This window comes from Arthrobacter caoxuetaonis (genome assembly GCF_023921125.1).
Taxonomy (GTDB): Bacteria; Actinomycetota; Actinomycetes; order Actinomycetales; family Micrococcaceae; genus Arthrobacter_B; species Arthrobacter_B caoxuetaonis.
Genome location: NZ_CP099466.1, coordinates 3068540 through 3088431, shown reverse-complemented (window position 1 = coordinate 3088431; position 19892 = coordinate 3068540). Strand labels below are relative to the sequence as shown.

Here is a 19892-nt window from a genome sequence, read left to right as displayed (position 1 = left end):
GAGGACGATGACTGACACGGCACGTACACAAGCACCCCGCCTGCGCGTCGGAATCGTGGGCTGCGGCAACATCAGCCGCAACCACATCGAGGCCTACGCCGCAATTGAGGGAACGGAGGTTGTGGGGGTCTGCGACGTCGACACCGCCCGTGTACGGCAGACCGCGGCAACCTGGCAGATACCCCACGCGGTGGACTCGGCAGCGGCACTCCTGGACCTCGGACTGGACATCATTTCGGTCTGCACTCCGCATCCGACGCATGAAGCAGTTGTCCTGCAGGCTGCGGCAGCCGGCGTGCACGTGCTGTGCGAGAAGCCAATCTCGGTGGACCTCACCGCTGCCCGGAACATGGTTGAGGCCTGCGAGAACCACGGCGTTGCACTGGGCGTGCTTTTCCAGCGTCGGTTCTGGCCGGCAGCGGCCGCTCTCCGGGCAGCCATCGATGACGGCACCCTGGGCCGGCCGGTGATGGGCCAGGTTTCGGTACTCCTGCAGAGGGACCCTGAGTATTACCGCGCAGACGCGTGGCGCGGAACCTGGGCGAACGACGGCGGCGGTGTGCTGATGACGCAGGCGATCCACTACATCGACCTGCTGCAGTGGTATCTGGGGGAGGTGGCGGAAGTCTACGGAGCGGTCAACACCTTCAAGCACGGGGACTATATCGAGGTCGAGGACTCAGCAAGCGCTGTCCTGAAGTTCACCAGCGGAGCGCTGGCCACGCTGAACGCTTCCACCGCCGCCAGCCCGTCGCTCGGGGTGCAAATCCGTATCACGGGTTCGACCGGGGCGACGGCTGAACTCAGCGAATTCCCTGAAGGCACGGACGGGCGCCTCACCATCGCCGCAGACGGGGCATCCGCGGCTGAAGCGCCTGCCCGCATCACCGCGGGGGCCAACGTGGACCTGGCGGCCATCAACGAAGCGCTGATCCCGCATCACCGGGCACAGATCGAGGACTTCGTGGACGCAGTGAGGGGCGGGGGCATCCCTGCTGTTACTGGCCGGGATGGTACGAATGCCCTCCGCATCCTGCTGGCGGTCTACGAGTCCGCCCGCACCGGGCAGCCGGTCCGGTTTGCGCCGTTCCCCGCCGGGGTGGCGGTTCCTCCGGCACGTTCCGGCACGGCCGCCGAGACTAACGAGCCATCTCCGCCCGCAGAAGTCCGACCTGAGATTCGAGCGAACAAATGACAACCCACACACCGAAGATTGGTCTTGCCCAGCTGTCCCTGCTCCGTACCGAACCTCCGCGGCTGGTACGGATCGCAGCTGCCGCTGGTTTCGACTTCGTCGGCGCCCGGGTGCGACAGGTGACGGCCGCGGAGCGGGCGTACGACCTTGCCCCGGGGTCGCCGATGTTCCGTGAAACAATGCTCGCCGTCGAGGAGACGGGGGTGGGCATCCGGGACATTGAGTTCCTGCTGCTCGACGGGAGTGACCAGCGGTCCGCCTGGCTCCAGATGATGGAAGCGGGGAAGGCGCTGCGAGCTGCCACCCTCACGGTGGCCGCGTCGCTCACGGATCACGGGCAGCTGGCCGGGATCCTCGCGCAGATGGTGAACGACGGCGCTGACTTCGGCATCGTTCCCACCCTGGAAGTTATCTCCTATCAATCAGTGAATTCACTCCCGCTGGCCGCGGAACTGGCACGGGACTCCGGCTGCAGGATCGTGGCCGACACACTGCACCTCAGCAGGGTGGGCACCACAGACGCGGAACTCCAAACGTATGGCGGGCTGGTCCCGCTGCTGCAGCTGTGCGACGGTCCGGTGGACGCCCCGGCCGACCGGGACGGCCTCGTGCTCGAATCCCGGTCCGAGCGCCAGGTACCCGGAGAAGGCGGATTCCGGCTCGCGGAAATGATCGCCGCGCTGCCCGAAGGGACCCCGGTGAGTGTGGAAACCCCTTCCGATTCAGCTCTCGCCCGCCTCGGTGAACAGGCCTGGGCGAACCGTCTGAAGCAGGCGGCTGACTCGGTGATCGCCTCCGCCGGGCGACTGAGGGCATCCGCCCGGGCCTTCCCTGAGCCGCCACCCTTGTCCGGGTGCTCCGAACACCCGGAACTGCACACCCACGGAACGAACGGAATAACAGATGAGCACCACAGTTAGCAGGGACACCGAAGCAGACGTCGTCGTCGTCGGGTCCGGCGCAGGCGGAATGTCCGCCGCAGTCACCAGCGCCTACCACGGACTGAAGGTGGTGGTGGTGGAGCGGGCAGAGGTCATCGGGGGCGCCACCTCCCATTCCGGCGGCTGGGCATGGGCCCCGGGCAACCCTTTGGCGAAGGCCGACGGCGTCCAGGAGGACCGCGAAGAATTCCGCACCTACCTGCGCAACGTCCTGGGAAAGGACTACGACGCCGAGCGGATCGACGCGTTTCTGGAGGCGGCGCCGCACATGGTGGGCTTTTTCCATAACCGCACCTCGCTCCAGTTCACGCCGGGCACCCGGATCAATGACATTTACGGATCGGTGCCGGGAGCGGGCACCGGACACCGCTCCGTCGCTCCGGCACCCTTCAACGCCCGGAACGTGAAGCCTGAGCTGCGCGCCAGGATGCGGCACCAGCTTTACGCGACCAGCTTCCTGGGTATGGGGATCATGGCCGGTCCGGACCTGACCAGGTTTCTCTCGGCGTCCCGCGGCAACCCCGCCGGCCTGCTCCATGCGGCAAAGCGGGTGACGGCCCACCTGGCGGGCCTCGCCCTGCACCGCAGGAACATGCAGCTGGTCAACGGTACGGCGCTGACCGCCCGGCTCCTCAAATCCGCGGACGACCTTGGGGTGGACATCCGCGTCGCCACGACCGCGGAAAAACTGCTGACGGACAGCGCCGGCGGGGTTACCGGCCTCCGGGTAGGCGGCCCGGACGGCAGCTACACGATCACTGCCCGCCGGGGTGTCGTCCTTGCGACAGGAGGGTTTGCCAGCAACACCGCGTACCGCGCCAAGCTCTTCCCCAAAACCCCTACCGGGGTTGAACATTGGACGCTGGCACCCCCGGAGGCAGACGGCTCGGGCCTTGACCTGGCGCTGGATGCCGGTGCACGGTTCATAACCCAGGTCGCTTCACCGGCGGCCTGGTGCCCGGTCTCCCTGGTCAAATATCCCAACGGCAAGCAGGGTGTGTTCCCGCACATCATGGACCGTGCCAAACCCGGCAGCATTGGGGTGCTGGCTTCTGGGAAGCGGTTCGTCAATGAGGCGAACGGTTACTGGGACTACGTCGACGCGATGATCAAGGCGGCCGATGAGGGCGAAACCGTCCAGTCCTGGCAGATAGCCGATTCACGCTTCGTGCGCCGATACCCGCTTGGCATGGCCAAGCCGCTGCCCGTGCCGTTGTTCCCTTACCTGCGCAGCGGTTACCTCGTCCGGGGCAGGACGCTCCAGGAGCTGGCGGCTAAATGCGGCATTGACCCTGATGCCCTGGCCAAGACTGTGGCGGAGTTCAACAAAAACGCCCGCCGCGGCGTCGATCCTGAGTTCGGACGCGGTGAAACTCCGTTCAACCGTTCCGGGGGAGATCCGAAAACCCGCCCAAACCCCACGCTCGCACCCTTGGAGCGGGGCCCCTTCTACGCAGTAAGGGTGGTGCCGGGCAGTTTCGGTACCTTCGCCGGCCTGGCCGTGGACACTTCCGCCCGAGTGCTTACCGAAGCCGGTACACCCATCAAGGGCCTCTACGCAGCGGGCAACGACCAGGCCAGCGTGATGGGCGGGCACTATCCCGCCGGCGGCATCAACCTCGGCCCCGCCCTCACCTTCGGCTACGTCGCGGGACGCGACCTTGCCGGGGCCACAGTTTACGAAGACGACGGGACCCCCGTCCCGGCCAGTGCCAGCACACCATCAACAGATTCCCAGGAGTTCCAGCCATGAACACATATGCCGTCACCTACACCTACTCAGTCGAATCCGCGGTTCAGCGTGACGCCGTTCGTCCGAACCATGTCGAGTTCCTGCAGGCACTGTTCGACTCGGACAGGCTGCTGGTCAGCGGACCGCTGGATGCAGGCACCGGTGCCCTCCTGGTGATCCAGGCGCCCGACGAGGCTGAGGCAGCTGCGGTAATGGACGGCGACCCGTTTGCCCAGGCCGGACTGATTACGGAGCGCACGATCAGCCAGTGGAACATCTTTTTCGGTAGGGACAAGCTTCAGGTCCCGGCGGGCGCCCAGGGATAGGGCCGGGCATGCTGCGAGCCCATACTGTCAGCCGGCGGACGATCGAGCTGCGGGACGAGGACCCACCGGCGCTTATGCCGGGGCACGCCCTGGTCCGGGTACACCAGGTGGCCCTGTGCGGGACCGACCTGCACATCTGGGACGACGACTATCCGACGGAACTGCCTCTGGTCCAGGGACACGAGTTCACCGGGCGGATCGAAGCCATTGACCAGGCGGCCGGCCCGGGGCTGGAGGTGGGGAACGCGGTAGCGGTCAGCCCCATGGTGTACTGCGGCACGTGCGGGCCGTGCCTCGGCGGGCGCCCGAACGTCTGCGAATCCATCTCCTGCCTGGGCTGCTACGAAGACGGCGCCCTGGCTGAGGTCATCAGCGTTCCAGTATCGAAGCTTCACCCCGTTCCTGAGGGCATGCCGCTGCGGCTGGCGGTGCTGGGCGAGCCGGGATCCATTGCCATGCAGGCTGTGAACCGCGGCAGGCCAGAGGCAGGGGAGACGGCCCTGGTATTCGGCTGCGGGCCAATCGGGCTGCTGACGACGCTCTTCCTGACCGAGCTGGGCGTCAACGTTTTCACTTCTGACCTTGTTCCGTCCAAGCTCGAAATGTCCCGGGAATTCGGAGCAGTGGGCACGCTGCTGGCTGGCTCCGGCCCCTTTCCGGATGCCGCTCAGCGCAAGGAGCTCGAATCCTGGTGCCGGATGTCCGGCCCCACCCTGCTCATCGAAGCAACCGGTGCGCCGGCGTCGTTCGAGAACGCGCTTTCCCTTGCAGCACCTACGGCGCGCATTGTCCAGGTGGGCATCTCCACTGCAACTGCGGCACTGTCCATGCGGACGGTCCCGTTCAAGGAACTGGACATCCTCGGCAGCAGGAACAGCGTCAACCTCATCCCCGCGGCCCTGGCTGCCCTCAACCGGCATCAGGACCTGGCCGAAAAGCTGATCACCCATACCTTCGAACTGGCCGCAATCCAGGAAGCCTTCGAAACCATGCTTGATCCGGCCCAGGGTGCAGGAAAGATCGTCATCAGCATGCCCGTCCGTGAGCCCGCGTCCCAGCCCGGTGTACACGCCGGCTCACGGACGGTGAACTGACTTATGGGACGTATGGAAGCTCCTGTCACCGCGAACGCAGCCGGCCTGGCAACCTCCTACGACGTGGTGGTGATGGGTTCCGGTGCCGCGGGCCTTACCTCCGCTGTCCGGGCTGCCCACGGCGGTGCCTCCGTGCTGGTGCTGGAGAAGGCAGCCCTGCTGGGCGGGACTACTTCTGCAGGCGGCGGCGTCATCTGGGCGCCCAACAACCATTTATCAATGAGCGCAGGATTCGAGGATTCCCGGGCGGCGGGCATCAGTTATCTGCGGGCAGCGGCCGGCCACGCCATGCCGGCGGAAGACATTGAGTGGTTCGTTGAGACCGCAGCGGACGTCATTGGGTTCCTGGACCGCCACACCCGTGTGCGTCTGGCTCCGCTGGCCCGCCCGGACTACCACCTGGAATGGGACGGCGCCGCAGCCGGAGGCCGCAGCCTGGATAACCTGCCGTTCTCCGACGAAGACCACCCGGGACTTGCAGCGATGCTGCGGCCGTCAACTTACTTTCCGCTGCTCACCATGATTGAGCGGGACAACCTCAACGGCCGGGCACCGGACCCGCAGCTGCTGCGCAGCCGTGCCGATGAAGGCATCCGCACCATGGGCGGGGCCCTGGCAGGGTCCCTGGCCGCCACCGCGATTGATCTGGGAGTGCGCCTTGCGGTCCAGGCGCCGGTGACGGGCCTGTCCCGTTCCGGCAGCGGATGGAACGTGGAGATTGCCGGCCGGGCGGAGACAATCCGGGCCGGTGCCGTCGTCGTGGCCTCCGGCGGGTTCGAGTTCAACGCGGACATGCGCGCAGCTTTCCTTCCATTGCCGGTCACGCCGATCGGTGCCCCTTCAAATGAGGGCGACGGACTGGAACTGGCACTCGCTGCCGGTGCCGCCGTCCGGGATATGACGGCGATGTGGGGAGTCCCGGTGATAACTCCGCCGGGCGCGCGGTACGACGGCCGGCCCACGGGGCGGATGGCGAACGTGGAAATGACGCTGCCGGGCTCCATCACCGTCAATGCCGCCGGCCGGCGCTTCGTCAACGAAGCGCTGAACTACCACGACGCCGCGCGCGTCTTCGCCAATACCGATCCGGAGAGCACGCGCCAGCAGAACAATCCGGCGTGGCTCGTCTTCGACGCGGATTTCCACGCGAAGTACCCGGTGGCAGGTTCTGTGCCGGGTGTGGCGCAGGACTGGATGAACGAGTCGTCCAGCCTGCAGGAGCTGGCGGAAAAGACAGGAATCGATGCCGCCGGGCTGGCGGAAACGGTGCTGTTCTTCAACAGTGATGCCCGGAAGGGCACCGATACCCTGTACGGCCGCGGGGCAAGCGAACAGGACCGGCACCTGGGTGACCAATCGAACCTGCCCAACCCCTGCCTTTCCCCCCTGGACAGGCCGCCGTTCTATGCAGTCCCCGTGCACGCAGGGATGCTGGGAACCTCCGGCGGGCTGGCTGTGAATCAGCAGGGACAGGTTCTGGGTTGGGACGGCGGTCCCATCACCGGCCTGTACGCGGCGGGCAATGCAGCAGCCGGGATTTTCCGCAACCATTACCCGGGCGGCGGGGCGACGCTGGGATCTGCCGTTACCCGCGCCTATGCCGCAGCCCGCCACCTCTGCGGAGACACAGCATGATTCCGGAACAGGTGGCCCCGCCGGGCCAGCTGCAGATATGGCCTGGCCGCTTCGCCGGCAGGGTTGTCCTGGTGACCGGTGCCGGGGGAGGGCTGGGATCAGAGGCGGCCGCCAGGCTGCGTGCCGAGGGAGCGTGCGTCGTGGCCACGGATGTCACCGCACCGGCCGGGGGTCCGCCTGACACTGGAGAGTTCCTCGGGCTGGATGTCACGGACCCGGACCAGTGGGAGCGGGTGGTCCGGCACGCCAAGAACCGGTTCGGCCGGCTGGACGGCGCCCTTTTCTGCCACGGAGTCCAGGGCCCGGAAGTGCCGGTGAAGGACGTGCCTCTCGAGGGATGGAACCGCACACTGGAGATCAACCTGACGGGCTGCTTTTACGGGCTGCAGGCGGTGATCCCTCACATGCACGCCGCCGGATACGGCCGGATCGCCATGCTGGCCTCGATCGCAGGGAGGGAAGGAAACGAGAACATGTCGGCCTATTCCGTCTCCAAAGCGGGCCTGATCGCCCTGGCCAAGTCGGCGGCCAAGGAAACCGCCTCCGCAGGCATCTCCATCAACTGTGTTGCGCCCTCGATGTTCGCGACGCCGCTGCTAAAGGACCTGAGCCCCGAACGCAATGCGGCGCTGCTCGACAGGGTGCCAATGCGCAGGGTGGGGTACCCGGCGGAATTCGCGGCCTTGGCAGCCTGGCTGCTCTCTCCCGAATGCAGCTACATGACCGGGCAGACACTGGACCTCAGCGGAGGCCGAAACACTGCCTGACGAATAACTCTGACGGGGCCAGGGCCAGCGGGCCCGACGGCGTCGCGCAGCCACCTGAACTTCCACCGCACCAGCATCTGACGGCCTGCACCGTCCCTGGCCGCTCCTACTGTGGACACCTGCCCTGCACGGTGCCAGATTGGGCGCATGGAACCCGCCGAACCATCCGCACTGACGGACTATCTGGCTTCCCTGAACCACCCGATGCGCTCGTCGGTCCAGAAGCTGCGCGAAGCTATCCTGTCCGTGGACCCGCGGATCCGGGAAAACGTCAAATGGCATTCGCCGAACTTCTTCCTGCGCGACGACTTCGCCACGTTCAACCTCAATCGGCCCCAGGCCGTGCAGGTCGTTTTGCACACGGGAGCCAAACCCAAGCCTGAGCACCGCGAGATCACCGTGGCCGATCCGCGGAAGGTGCTCCGCTGGGCCGGACGGAACCGCGGAGTCATTACCTTCCCCAGCCGCGCTGCGGCGGACGCGGGACTGGAGGACTTCACCGACGTCGTCAGGCAGTGGGTTTCGCAGCTGGAATAGGACTTAGACCTCCGGAACCACCGCTTTCGGCGTGCGGCCCGGGGCGCGGACCGGCAGCAGTGCCAGCAGGCCCAGCAGCAGGACCAGCAGGATTCCGATGATGCCGTACCGCTGCGCCCCGAAGATGGTGATGAACAGCGCAAAGAGCGAGGGCGCCAGGAAGCTCACTGCCCTGCCCGTGGTGGCGTAGAGGCCAAAGAGTTCGCCCTCCTCGCCGTCGGGGGCCAGCCGTGCCAGGAACGCCCGGGACGCCGACTGCGCCGGGCCAACGAACAGGCACAGGGCCAGTCCGAAGATCCAGAACGTGGTGTCGCCGGTCCAGTCGAGTCCGAACATGCTGACATCGTCCGGGCCCAGCACGGCGATGGCGGATCCGGCCAGCAGGAGGCCGGTCAGGGAACCGACGATCACCGGTTTGGGACCAATGCGGTCATCCAGGAAACCGCCCGCAAAGGAACCGGCCGCGGCCACGATGTTGCCGAAGATGGCGAACATGATGACCTGGGGCAGTTCCCAGCCGAACGTTCCGGACGCGATGACGCCGCCGAAGGTGAATACCGCTGCCAGCCCGTCACGGAAAACGGCCGAGGCTAGGAGGAAGAAAATCGTGTGGGGGCTGGTCTTGTAGATGGCCTTGATCCGGCGGAAGAGCAGTCCGTAGGACGCGATGAACCCAATCTTGGCGGCCTTGGTGCGGGGCACCTCCGGCACGGTGAAGAAGATCGGCAGGGAGAACAGCAGGAACCACACAGCCGAGAACACGGCGACGGCCCGGACGTTCTGGCCGTTCTCGGACGTGACGCCAAACCATCCGATGTCCGGATTGATGAAGCCGACCAGGACCAGGGCCAGCGCGGCGATGCCGCCTACGTACCCCATGGCCCATCCGAAGCCGCTGACCTTGCCAATCGTGGCCGGTGTGGACACCTGCTTGAGCATGGCGAAGTAGTTCACGTTCGCGAATTCGAAGAAGACGTTGGCCAGGGCGATGAGGGCCACGCCAACGAGCAGGAAGTTTTCACTCGGGTAGACGAAGAAGCACAGTCCTGTTGCCACACACACAGCAAGGGTGTTGAGTCCCAGCCACAGCTTCCGCCGTCCGCCGGCGTCGGAGCGCTGCCCGGTCACCGGAGCAAGGACGGCCACCACGATGCCCGCGACGGCAAGGCCTGTGCCCAGGACTGCCGATGCGTGGTCTTTGCCGCCGAACGGGGCCGACGTCAGGTACACGGTAAAGACGAAGGTCGTCATCACGGCGTTGAAGGCTGCCGATCCCCAGTCCCATGAGGCCCAGGCCCAAACCTCCCGCCGTCGAAGGCGGGCAGGGGGACCGGGATGCCCCGGTGTGGTGTGTACGGTCGTTGATGCCATGGTCCAGATGCTAGCCCGCCCAGGCGGTGTGAGACGGACAGACGCGGTCGAAAGGCGTAACCATGACACACCCCCGAATGGGCTGAGGGCGTATGCCATGGGTAGAATAAACAGGACCCTTCGCCCGCAACGTTGATAACTAAAGCTGTGTTCTGACCTGCAAACCCCAAGAGAACCCGGGAGATCTACGTGCTACTTGTGCTCACCGTCTTGTTTACGGTGGCATTGGTGGCGCCGTTATTCTTCCGGTGGTTCGGCAGGTCCGCCTTTTACATCCTGGCCGCAGTTCCCGCAGTGGCGTTCCTGTGGCTGATGGCAACGTTCACCCGCTATACCGGGGCGGACCAGACCCTCGCTTCCGGCGCTCCCAACGCGCCGCCGTCGGTCATCATCCCCTGGATTCCCGATCTCCGGGTGGAGCTGGCTTTCCGCATGGACGCGCTCTCAGCCGTCCTCTCCATCCTTATCCTGGGCGTCGGTTCGCTGGTGCTGTTCTACTGCGCCCGGTACTTCCGTCCCGAAGATCCGAAGATGGGCAGCTTCGGCGCCCAGCTGCTGGCCTTCGCCGCGGCCATGTTCGGCCTGGTCACAGCTGATGACCTGATCCTGCTGTTCATCTTCTGGGAACTGACCACCATCCTCTCCTACCTGCTGATCGGCTATGCGGCGCACCGCCTCTCGGCCCGCCGTGCAGCCCTGCAGGCACTGATTGTTACGACGTTCGGCGGGCTGGCCATGCTCGTGGGCATGATCATGCTCGGCTCGGCTGCCGGCACTTACCGGATCTCCGAGATCATGGCGCAGGCACCGCAGCTGGCTGCGAGCGGCGTGATTGTCGACATCGCTGTGGTCCTGCTGCTCCTTGGCGCAGTTTCCAAGTCGGCCCTGTTCCCCTTCCATTTCTGGCTTCCGGCCGCCATGGCTGCCCCGACCCCGGTCAGCGCGTACCTGCACGCCGCGGCCATGGTGAAGGCCGGCATCTACCTGGTGGCACGCCTGGCTCCGGGGTTCTCGGACACCATGTACTGGTCTGCCGTCGTCTCCATCCTTGGCCTGGCGACCCTGCTCCTGGGCGGCTGGCGTGCGCTGCGGCAGCACGACCTCAAGCTCATGCTGGCCTACGGAACTGTCAGCCAGCTCGGTTTCCTGACCCTTGTGGTGGGACTGGGCAACCGGGAAGCGGCGCTGGCGGGCCTGGGCCTGCTGGTGGCACATGGCTTCTTCAAGGCCACGTTGTTCCTGGTCGTGGGGATCATCGACCACCAGGCAGGCACCCGCGACATCCGCAAGCTGTCCGGCGTCGGACGCTCAGCCCCGCTGCTGGCCGTTGTCGCCGCGATCGGCGCTGCCTCCATGGCCGGCCTGCCGCCGCTGCTCGGATTCGTGGCGAAGGAATCGGTCTACGAGACCTACGTCCACTTTGCCGAAAAGCAGGGCACGCCCACGGCGATCGTGCTGCTGATTGGCGTCGTGGCCGGCGCCATCCTGACCTTCGCGTACAGCTGCCGGTTCGTCTGTGGCGGCTTCGCGTCCAAGGAATCCTGCAAGCCGACGGCGTTCAAAGCGATTCCGTGGCCGTTCCTCGCCCCGCCCGCCATCCTTGCCGCCGCCACCGTCTTCTTTGGCCTGTGGCCGAAGCCGCTGGACACGATCATCACCCCGTACGCGGACCTGTACCCGCTGGAAGGCGAAGCCACGCACCTGGCGCTCTGGCACGGCTTTACCCTTGCGCTGGGCCTGACGGCGCTGACGATCGCGGCCGGAACCCTGCTGTTCTTCCAGCGCACCCGGGTGGAGAAACTCCAGGCCCGCATGGCCAGCCCGCTCGACGCCGAGCGGTCCTACCGCGGCCTGATCGGCATCCTGGACGACGTCGCGGTCTGGGTCACCGGACGCACGCAGCGCGGTTCACTGACCTTCTACCTCTTTGTCATCCTGAGCATGGCGATTGTGACGCCGCTGTGCGCCGTCCTCCTCCGGAACGCGCCGATTCCGGAACACTTCCATTGGTTCGATTCCCCGCTGCAGGCCGTGATCGGTGCAGCCGTGGTGATCGGCGCCGTCGGTGCAGCCCGCGCCAACAAGCGCTTCCTGGCCGTGCTGATGGTCAGCGTCAGCGGCTACGGCATTGCCCTGCTCTTTGCGCTGCAGGGTGCGCCGGACCTCGCCCTGACCCAGATGCTGGTGGAGACCATCGTGCTGGTGGCCTTTGTGCTGGCGCTGCGCTCCCTGCCGGCCCGGCTCTGGAAGCGCGAACCCACCGGCCAGCGCCTGCTGCGGGCCGGACTGGGCATCGCCTTCGGCGCTGCCATGGTGGTCTTCGCCATGACGGCGATGGCATCCCGGGTGGCCGAACCCATCTCCCTGTCCTATCCCGAACTCGCCTACAAGGGCGGCGGCGGCCTGAACATCGTCAACGTGACGCTGGTGGACATCCGCGCCTGGGATACCTTCGGCGAAATCTCCGTCCTGGCCATGGCCGCCACCGGCGTTGCCTCCCTGATCTTCGTCCGCGGCCGCGGCGACAAGCGCCGCCGTGCCGACGAGGTAGCCACCGGTTCCGTGGACCGCGGGCGTGAACACTTTGCCTCTTCCGAGCGGGAAGCTGCCACCCTGGCCCTGGCCCGGAAGTTCTCCTCCGTGGCCCGCGAAGCGTGGCTGGTGGCCGGCCGCACGCTGGCTCCCGAGCGCCGTTCCATCATCTTTGAAGTCGTCACCCGGCTGTTGTTCCACTCGGTGATTATCTTCTCCATCTACCTGCTCATCGCAGGCCACAACTCACCGGGCGGCGGTTTTGCCGGCGGCCTGATGGCAGGCCTGGCGCTGACCATCCGATACCTTGCCGGCGGCCGCTTCGAACTGGCCGAAGCCACCCCCGTCAGCGCAGGCATGCTGCTTGGCGGCGGATTGGGGCTGGCGGCACTCTCCGCAGCAGCCCCGCTGTTCTTCGGCGGCCAGGTCCTGCAGAGCGCCATCATTGAGTTCACCTGGCCGATCTTCGGCGACATCAAGTTCGTCACCTCAACCATCTTCGACATCGGCGTGTACCTGGTGGTGGTTGGCCTGGTGCTTGACGTCCTGCGCAGCCTCGGTTCGGAAATCGACGAACGCTCCGAAGGCGGTTCCGATGACGGCGACGATGACCTGGTGGAACCCGAACCCGAAATCCTGGAACCGGAAGGAGTGTCCCGATGAGCGTCAACATCACGCTGCTGCTCATCATGGGCGCCCTCTATGCGGCAGGTATCTATCTGGTCATGGAACGCAGCCTCACCCGGGTGGTGCTGGGGCTGGCCATGATGACCAACGCGACCAACATCCTGCTGCTGGCCACCGGAGGCTTCCAGGGACTGGCGCCGCTGTTCAGCGCCGAGATTCCGCCGGAGGACTACAACGACCCGTTGCCGCAGGCCTTCATCCTCACCTCGATCGTCATTTCCTTCTCCGTAACGGCCTTCATGCTCGGCATCATTTACCGCTCCTGGGTGCTGGGGCGCCAGGATGAGGTCCAGGACGACATAGAAGACCGCCGCGTGGCCAGCCAGAGCAGCTACGACGCGGAAGACGACGCCGATGTCCCCGAGGACACGACCGAGTTCACGCCGGCTGACGAGGCCGAAGAAGCACCCGGTTCGCAGCGCGGACAGGGCACCGGATCCACAGGAGAGGCAAAACGATGAACGCTTCCAGTTTTGCCCCGCTCGCCGTCGTCCTGCCGTTCCTTGGCGCGGCGCTGGCCTTCGTCCTGATCCGGCACCAGCGCTCCCAGCGCATCGTGAGCGTTACGGTGCTGACCCTGACGCTGGTCCTGGAGTGCTTCCTGCTCGCCGCGGTCTGGGAGACCGGGGCGCAGGCCGTGAACCTGGGCGGGTGGCTGCCGCCGTTCGGCATCACCATGGTGGTGGACCAGTTCTCCGCCCTGATGCTCGTGGTTTCCACTGCCATCAGCCTCGCGGTGCTGATCTATGCCGCCGGCCAGGGCATGACCGACGGTGATGAAGACGGACCGATTTCCATCTTCCATCCGACCTACCTGATCCTGGTGGCAGGTGTTTCGAACGCCTTCCTGGCCGGTGATCTCTTCAACCTGTACGTCGGCTTCGAAATCCTGCTGACGGCCAGCTACGTGCTGATGACCCTGGGCGGCACTACGCCGCGAATCCGCGCGGGCGTGACCTACGTCGTCGTCAGCGTTATTTCCTCCGTCCTGTTCCTCACCGCAATCGGCATGATCTACGCCGCGACCGGCACGGTGAACATGGCGGACCTGGCCATCAAGCTGGGCGAGCTGGACCCGGGAACACAGCTGATGCTGCACCTGATGCTGCTGGTCGCCTTCGGCATCAAGGCCGCAGTCTTCCCCCTTTCCTTCTGGCTGCCTGACTCCTATCCCACCGCACCTGCGCCGGTCACTGCGGTGTTCGCCGGCCTGCTCACCAAGGTGGGTGTGTACGCCATGGTCCGCACCGAGACGCTGCTGTTCCCCGGGGACCGGATCAACACGCTGCTGATGGTGGTGGCGGGCCTGACCATGCTGGTGGGCATCCTGGGTGCCTTGGCGCAGACCGACATCAAACGTATGCTCTCCTTCACGCTGGTCAGCCACATCGGCTACATGGTGTTCGGCCTCGCGGTTGCCTCGATTGTGGGTATCGGCGCAGCCGTGTTCTACGTGGTCCACCACATCACCGTCCAGACCAGCCTGTTCCTGGTGACCGGCCTGATCGAGCGGCGCGGCGGAACCGCCAACATGGACCGTCTGGGCGGGCTCGCCCGGCTTTCACCGCTGCTGGCAGTCCTGTACTTCATCCCGGCGATCAACCTGGCCGGCATCCCGCCGTTCTCCGGCTTCCTGGGCAAGCTCGGCCTGATGCAGGCAGGCGTGGAACTGGGCACGCCGCTGGCCTACGTGCTGGTTGCCGCCTCCGTCCTCACCTCGCTGCTGACCCTGCTGGTCATGGCCCGGGTCTGGAACCGTGCGTTCTGGCGAACCCCGGAGGACGCAGTCCACCCTGATCCGATCCTGCTGGCCACCACGACCGACGGCAGCACCGTCCGCGACTCCGGCAACGTGAGCGGGCACAGCAGCGGACGCTTCGGCGGCCGCTCCACCGTGAACCTCCTGCCGAAGTCCATGGTCTACCCCACGGTGGGACTGGTAGCCCTGGGCGTATCCCTGACCATCCTTGCCGGCCCGCTCTTCTCGCTTAGCGACCGGGCAGCCCAGGACCTGCTGGACCGCACACCGTACATCGAAGCCGTTCTTGGTGAAGGGAGCGCACCGTGACTCAAAAAGCACGCATGCGCAACCACCCGCGGATACCCCTGCTGAAGGAACTGCCGCTGATCATCTGGCTGGTGCTGCTCTGGGGCGCACTCTGGCAGGACTTCAGCCTGGGCAACCTGGTGTTCGGCGCCATCATCGCGTTTGTTGTCACCAACATCTTCTACCTGCCCCCGGTGGACCTGTCAGGACGGTTCAACGTCCTGTATGCCGCGGGCTTCGGGATCCGGTTCCTCTACAAGCTGGTGATCGCGAGCTTCCATGTGCTCTGGCTGGCCGCTGTCCACGGACCGCGGATCAAGAACGCCGTGGTCGCCGTGAAGCTGCGCAGCCACTCGGACCTTCTGGTCACGGCCACCGGCCATGCGCTTTCCCTGATCCCCGGCTCGCTGGTGGTGGAAGTGGACCGGTCCACGTCCACGCTCTACCTCCACTGCCTGGGCGTGAACAGCCAGGCAGCAGCGGAAAAGGTCCGTGACGACGTGCGTGCCACTGAATCGTGGCTGATCCGCATGATGGGCACACGGGAAGACCTGGCCCTGGTCCGGGCCGAACAGAAAGACCTCAAGGAACTGCGCGAAGGGGAGGTCAGCCGATGACTGCCGTCATCACTATCGTGTCGATTATGCTGGCCCTCTCCGCCGCCGGTGCCATCTTCCGGATTGTCCGCGGCCCTTCAATCCTTGACCGCGTCCTCGCCGCCGACGTACTGCTGGCCATCGTAGGCGGCGCCCTCATAGTGGACATGGTCGTGAACCGGAACCTTGATTACCTCGCCCTGCTGATAGCGATTTCGCTGATCGGCTTCATCGGCTCCGTGACGGTGGCCCGCTTCGTAACGGACCGGAGGTAGCCATGAGTGAAACCGTGATTGACGTCATCGTTGGAGCCCTGCTGCTGGGCGGCGCCACCATGTCCTTCGCGGCGGCGATCGGCCTCACCCGCTTCCCCGACCTGATGAGCCGGATGCACGCCGCGACCAAGCCTCAGGTGCTCGGCCTGCTGCTCTTCCTGCTGGCCATGGCTGTGGAGTTCCGCAGCTGGGCACTGCTGCCGGTGCTGGCCCTGTGCTGGATCTTTATGCTGCTCACTGCGCCGGTCTCCGCCCACATGGTGGGCCGTGCCGGCTACCGAACCAAGCATCTTCGTCCCGAGCTGCTCACCATTGATGAGCTGGACGACGTCGTCGAGCGCGCCCAGCAGCTGATGTTCGAGGCCGCGAATGAGCCTGTCGATAACTCAGGTGATGATGACCCGACAACCGGCGGCGCACCGGAGCGCGAAAGCGACGGAAGCTACTACACCGGGGACCTCAACGACGAAGAATTGGCCCGGGCACGTTCAGAGGCTGAGAAACCGACACCGCCCGGGCGAAGCCGCGAGGGCTGACGCGGGGAAGTACGTCCCCGAGATGACAGAAACTGCCCGTATGAGCGCTCATACGGGCAGTTTCTGTCATCTCGGTGAGGCGGAAACGGGTTAGACGACCTCGGGCGTGCGCTGGTACCGGGCGATAGCCCGCTGCGTGCCGCGGTTGGTCAGGACGCGGATGACCTGGCTGACGGCCCCGGAGACCAGGGCAAAGATGACGGCCGAGCGCAGGCTGGCGTCCAGTGCGCCGTCCTTGTCCTTGGGGGGTTCATTGCCTGTGGCCTTGGTCCAGACGAAGTCCAGGAGTTTTGCCGAGGCCAGGCCGGCGCCGATGCTGGCGCCGGTTCCCAGCAGTTTCAGGATCATGTTCATGAGTACTCCTTGGCGTTGTGCGTTGGTGTTGGTCCTACGCTACCTGCCGCTACCCCAAAACGCGGACGGCCACCGTGTACAGTGGACCACGCATACATACGACAGGGGAGCGCAGCTTTCCGCGGATCCGGGAAACCGGAAAGCGGAATCCGGGCGCTGAGAGTGCGGATCAAGCCGCAGACCCTCGAACCTGCTCCGGTTAGTACCGGCGAAGGGAGTCGAGATCTCAGGGGTGCGCCGCCGCAGCTGCGGCGGCTTTCCCTCCCCTCCTGAAAACAGGAGGAACCTTCCATGCAGCACACACTTCCACCCACCCGCAGCCGCTGGTCCTGGCGCGTGGTGGACATCGTTGTCGCGTCGGTTGTCGCCGTCGCCGTCGGCGTCGTCTTCTGGGCCTGGTCGCTGGCCTACGGCGGCGTTGAAGCCATTGTCCTGGCCTTCCCCCCGATTGGCGGACTCTACACCGGCGGCTGGCTGATTGCCGGCGTCCTGGGCGCGCTGATTATCCGCAAGCCCGGAGCTGCCCTGTACTGCGAGGTCCTGGCCTCAGCCGTGTCCGGCGTCCTGGGAACCCAGTTTGGCCTCTCCGTGCTGCTCTCCGGCGCGATCCAGGGACTGGGCGCCGAGCTGGTCTTCCTGCTCTTTATGTACAAGAAGTTCAACCTTCCCGTCGCCCTTCTGGCGGGCCTCGTCTCCGGGGTTTTCCTGGGCGTCAGCGAATCCATCCTGTACAAACCCGAATGGGCTTTCCAGTGGCAGGCGCTGTACGTGCTCTTCGCGGCAGTCTCCGGACTGGTCCTGGCCGGACTCCTGTCCTGGCTTGCGGTTCGGTCGCTGGCACGCACCGGGGCGCTTTCCGCCTTCGCTGCCGGCCGCACCGCGGACGCCTAGCGATGGTTTCCAGAACGGCTCCAGCCGCGGTAACAGCGGCACAATGGGGCTGGCGTCATGCCGGGCGCAGGTCGCCCGCAGTCGCCGGCGCGGACTTCCAGATCCAGCCCGGTGAGCGGGTCCTGCTGCTCGGTGCTTCCGGCGCGGGCAAATCAACGCTGCTCCACGCCCTGGCCGGTGTCCTGGGCGAGGACACCGGGGGTACCGAGACAGGAACACTGACGCTCGACGGTGTCCATCCGCAGGCCGCACGCGGCCGTGCCGGGTTGCTGCTGCAGGACCCGGACGCGCAGATTGTGCTTTCCCGCGTGGGGGATGAAGTGGCCTTCGGGGCGGAGAACCTCGGCGTTGCGCGCAACGAGATCTGGGAACGCGTCCACTCCGCGCTCGACGACGTCGGCCTCAACGTTCCGCTGGACCATTCGACGGCAGCGCTTTCCGGCGGACAAAAGCAGCGCCTGGCCCTGGCCTCGATCCTTGCCATGCAGCCGGGCCTGCTGCTTCTCGATGAGCCCACCGCAAACCTGGACCCTGACGGCGTGCTGGAAATCCGGGACGCCGTCGCCCGCGTCCTGGACCGGACCGGTGCCACACTGATCGTGGTGGAGCACCGGGTCGCGGCCTGGGCGGATGTGGTGGACCGGGTGATTGTGCTCGACGCCGGCGGCGGACTGCTGGCCGATGGACCGCCTGCCGCGGTACTCACCGGGGCGGAAACCCGCTCGCGGCTGGCAGCTGCCGGGGTGTGGCTTCCCGGCGCGGCTCCTGCCTTCCCGCCGCCCCCGCCGCGGAACCCCGGGGCAGCGGAACTGCTCACGGCCCGGGGACTGGACGTTGCCCGCCAGCCCAAGGGACCGGCCGTGCTTTCAGGCGTGGACGTAACGCTCAGGGCCGGAACCGCCCTGGGCATCACGGGACCGAACGGTGCCGGAAAATCCACCTTGGCACTCACACTGGGCGGGCTGCTCCGTCCCCGCGGCGGGGAGCTGGCGGCGTCCCCTGCCCTGGCGCGAGAAGCAGGGTCTATCCCTTCCAGCTGGAAGTCTGCGCAGCTGGTGACCCGGATCGGCACCGTGTTCCAGGAACCGGAACACCAGTTCCTTACCGGCTCCGTGCGGGACGAACTGGCGTTCGGTCCCCGCCGGGCCGGGCTCTCCGAGGCCGAAGGGCTCCGGCGGGCAGACCGCCTTGCCGAACGGCTGGGACTGCACAGGCTTCTTACCGTCAATCCGTTCACGCTCTCGGGCGGCGAGAAACGGCGGTTGTCCGTTGCGACCATGCTGGCGACGGCTCCGGACATCCTGATCCTGGACGAACCCACCTTCGGACAGGACGCCAACACCTGGCGGGAACTCGTCACGATGCTCGCTGAGCAGCGGGACGAGAGCGGATGCACTGTGGTTTCGGTGACCCACGACGCCGAGTTCACTGCCGCGCTGGGCGGGGCGCTCCTGCAGGTGGCAAATGGCCGGGTGAGCGAAGTTCCGCCGCCTGAAGGGCTCCGGTCCGGCAGTGAAACCGGCAGCGGCACCGGCCGCGGCACCGGGGGAGAAGCCGCATGAGCGCCACGGTGCTGCGCCCCCACGAGCAGGCACGTCCGGGCGGACGCGCCTCACGGCTGGCGGCAGCGAATCCGCTCTCGACGCTGGGCGCCGCGGTTGCCGTGACGGCTGCGGTACTGCTGACCGTGGACTGGGTCAGCGCCACTGTGGTCCTCGCAGGAGAACTGGCCCTGTTGCCGCTGCTGCGGATTAGCCCCTGGACCCTGGTGAAGCGGATTTGGCCGCTGCTGATCGCTGCCGCCATCGGCGCATGGGGGACGGCGCTGCTCGCGGAGAAGACCGGTGAGGTACTGCTCGACGCCGGCCCGCTGCTTTTCACAACAGACTCGGTGACAGCCGGAATCGCCATCGGCCTGCGTGGACTGGCCATCGCCCTGCCCGGTATCTTCCTGCTGGTCTCTACCGATCCGACGGACCTGGCTGATGCGCTGGCCCAGCGGCTGCGCCTGCCGTCCCGGTTCGTCCTGGGTGCGCTGGCCGCGATGCGGCTGGTGGGCCTGCTCGTCCAGGAATGGCGCACGCTGGGACTGGCCAGGCACGCCAGGGGAGCCGACGCCGCCAGCTCCCCGCTGGGACGGTTCCGGAACTTCCTGGGCCAGGGCCTGGCGCTGCTGGTCCAGGCCATCCGCCGGGCAACCCGCTTGGCCGTGGCGATGGAAGCCCGCGGGTTCGGCAGCGGAACACGGACCTGGGCACGGACGTCCACATTCAGCCGCATCGATGCCTGGGTGCTGGCCTACGGCGTCGGACTCGCAGCAGCGGCCGTGGCCGCCGCGGCGGGAGCCGGGACGTTCAACTTCATCCTCAGCTAGGA

The 19892-nt window shown here is 66.4% G+C and carries 19 protein-coding genes and 1 riboswitch; of the genes, 17 read left to right on the top strand and 2 right to left on the bottom strand.

What is annotated here, in order from left to right:
• Nucleotides 1-7 precede the first annotated feature (7 nt).
• The 8 genes from NF551_RS14270 (at nt 8) to NF551_RS14235 (ending at nt 8227) form a co-directional block, all read left to right on the top strand.
• Nucleotides 8-1195 carry a Gfo/Idh/MocA family protein gene (locus NF551_RS14270; protein ID WP_227894010.1) on the top strand — a complete coding sequence of 396 codons (1188 nt, stop codon included), beginning with the start codon at nt 8-10 and terminating at the stop codon, nt 1193-1195.
• A complete protein-coding gene (locus NF551_RS14265) occupies nt 1192-2115 on the top strand; it encodes a sugar phosphate isomerase/epimerase family protein (RefSeq protein ID WP_227894011.1) in 924 nt (307 codons plus the stop codon). The genes NF551_RS14270 and NF551_RS14265 overlap by 4 nt, the downstream gene beginning before the upstream one ends.
• Entirely contained in the window at nt 2099-3889 is a 1791-nt protein-coding gene (locus NF551_RS14260) for an FAD-dependent oxidoreductase (RefSeq protein ID WP_227894012.1), read from the top strand. Before NF551_RS14265 ends, NF551_RS14260 begins: the two co-directional genes overlap by 17 nt.
• Nucleotides 3886-4194: a YciI family protein gene (locus NF551_RS14255; RefSeq protein ID WP_227894013.1), complete on the top strand. Its 309-nt coding sequence runs from the start codon at nt 3886-3888 to the stop codon at nt 4192-4194. Before NF551_RS14260 ends, NF551_RS14255 begins: the two co-directional genes overlap by 4 nt.
• An 8-nt stretch (nt 4195-4202) precedes the next feature.
• Nucleotides 4203-5288 (top strand): alcohol dehydrogenase catalytic domain-containing protein, encoded by a 1086-nt coding sequence (locus tag NF551_RS14250; RefSeq protein WP_227894014.1) that lies wholly within the window; start codon nt 4203-4205, stop codon nt 5286-5288.
• A gap of 12 nt (nt 5289-5300) precedes the next feature.
• Nucleotides 5301-6923, top strand: a complete 1623-nt coding sequence (locus NF551_RS14245; RefSeq protein WP_227894015.1) for an FAD-dependent oxidoreductase — start codon at nt 5301-5303, stop codon at nt 6921-6923.
• Complete coding sequence (locus NF551_RS14240; protein WP_227894016.1) at nt 6920-7690, top strand: SDR family NAD(P)-dependent oxidoreductase; 771 nt, start codon at nt 6920-6922, stop codon at nt 7688-7690. Before NF551_RS14245 ends, NF551_RS14240 begins: the two co-directional genes overlap by 4 nt.
• Nucleotides 7691-7837: 147 nt before the next feature.
• Nucleotides 7838-8227 (top strand): DUF1801 domain-containing protein, encoded by a 390-nt coding sequence (locus NF551_RS14235; protein ID WP_227894017.1) that lies wholly within the window; start codon nt 7838-7840, stop codon nt 8225-8227.
• 3 nt (nt 8228-8230) lie between these two features.
• Here NF551_RS14235 and NF551_RS14230 read toward each other — a convergent pair whose 3' ends face one another.
• Nucleotides 8231-9598, bottom strand: coding sequence for an MFS transporter (locus NF551_RS14230; protein ID WP_227894018.1), 1368 nt, complete (start codon nt 9596-9598; stop codon nt 8231-8233).
• 189 nt (nt 9599-9787) lie between these two features.
• Here NF551_RS14230 and NF551_RS14225 point away from each other — a divergent pair, with 189 nt between their 5' ends.
• The 6 genes from NF551_RS14225 to mnhG are packed head-to-tail and all read left to right on the top strand — an operon-like array spanning nt 9788 to nt 16271.
• Nucleotides 9788-12793 carry a Na+/H+ antiporter subunit A gene (locus tag NF551_RS14225; protein ID WP_227894019.1) on the top strand — a complete coding sequence of 1002 codons (3006 nt, stop codon included), beginning with the start codon at nt 9788-9790 and terminating at the stop codon, nt 12791-12793.
• Nucleotides 12790-13278, top strand: a complete 489-nt coding sequence (locus NF551_RS14220) for a Na(+)/H(+) antiporter subunit C (RefSeq protein WP_227894020.1) — start codon at nt 12790-12792, stop codon at nt 13276-13278. Before NF551_RS14225 ends, NF551_RS14220 begins: the two co-directional genes overlap by 4 nt.
• Complete coding sequence (locus NF551_RS14215) at nt 13275-14885, top strand: Na+/H+ antiporter subunit D (RefSeq protein ID WP_227894021.1); 1611 nt, start codon at nt 13275-13277, stop codon at nt 14883-14885. The genes NF551_RS14220 and NF551_RS14215 overlap by 4 nt, the downstream gene beginning before the upstream one ends.
• A 14-nt stretch (nt 14886-14899) precedes the next feature.
• The gene (locus tag NF551_RS14210) at nt 14900-15481 is read left to right on the top strand and encodes a Na+/H+ antiporter subunit E (RefSeq protein WP_227894565.1); all 582 of its coding nucleotides are present in this window, start codon (nt 14900-14902) and stop codon (nt 15479-15481) included.
• Nucleotides 15478-15735 carry an MrpF/PhaF family protein gene (locus NF551_RS14205; protein ID WP_227894022.1) on the top strand — a complete coding sequence of 86 codons (258 nt, stop codon included), beginning with the start codon at nt 15478-15480 and terminating at the stop codon, nt 15733-15735. The genes NF551_RS14210 and NF551_RS14205 overlap by 4 nt, the downstream gene beginning before the upstream one ends.
• A 2-nt stretch (nt 15736-15737) precedes the next feature.
• Complete coding sequence (mnhG, locus tag NF551_RS19060) at nt 15738-16271, top strand: monovalent cation/H(+) antiporter subunit G (protein WP_423720942.1); 534 nt, start codon at nt 15738-15740, stop codon at nt 16269-16271.
• A 90-nt stretch (nt 16272-16361) separates the two neighbouring features.
• On the opposite strand, the gene NF551_RS14195 is transcribed toward mnhG, so the two are convergent.
• Entirely contained in the window at nt 16362-16625 is a 264-nt protein-coding gene (locus tag NF551_RS14195) for a DUF4235 domain-containing protein (RefSeq protein ID WP_227894023.1), read from the bottom strand.
• 93 nt (nt 16626-16718) lie between these two features.
• Nucleotides 16719-16859: riboswitch (TPP riboswitch) on the top strand.
• 57 nt (nt 16860-16916) lie between these two features.
• On the opposite strand from NF551_RS14195, the gene NF551_RS14190 reads away from it, so the two are divergent.
• From NF551_RS14190 to NF551_RS14180, 3 genes are read left to right on the top strand one after another with little or no spacing between them, the layout of a single operon-like run.
• A complete protein-coding gene (locus NF551_RS14190; RefSeq protein WP_227894024.1) occupies nt 16917-17516 on the top strand; it encodes an ECF transporter S component in 600 nt (199 codons plus the stop codon).
• Nucleotides 17517-17518: 2 nt separating this feature from the next.
• Nucleotides 17519-19078 carry an ABC transporter ATP-binding protein gene (locus tag NF551_RS14185; RefSeq protein ID WP_227894025.1) on the top strand — a complete coding sequence of 520 codons (1560 nt, stop codon included), beginning with the start codon at nt 17519-17521 and terminating at the stop codon, nt 19076-19078.
• On the top strand, nt 19075-19890 hold the full coding sequence (locus NF551_RS14180; protein ID WP_227894026.1) for an energy-coupling factor transporter transmembrane component T family protein: 816 nt from the start codon (nt 19075-19077) through the stop codon (nt 19888-19890). The genes NF551_RS14185 and NF551_RS14180 overlap by 4 nt, the downstream gene beginning before the upstream one ends.
• Nucleotides 19891-19892 lie beyond the last annotated feature (2 nt).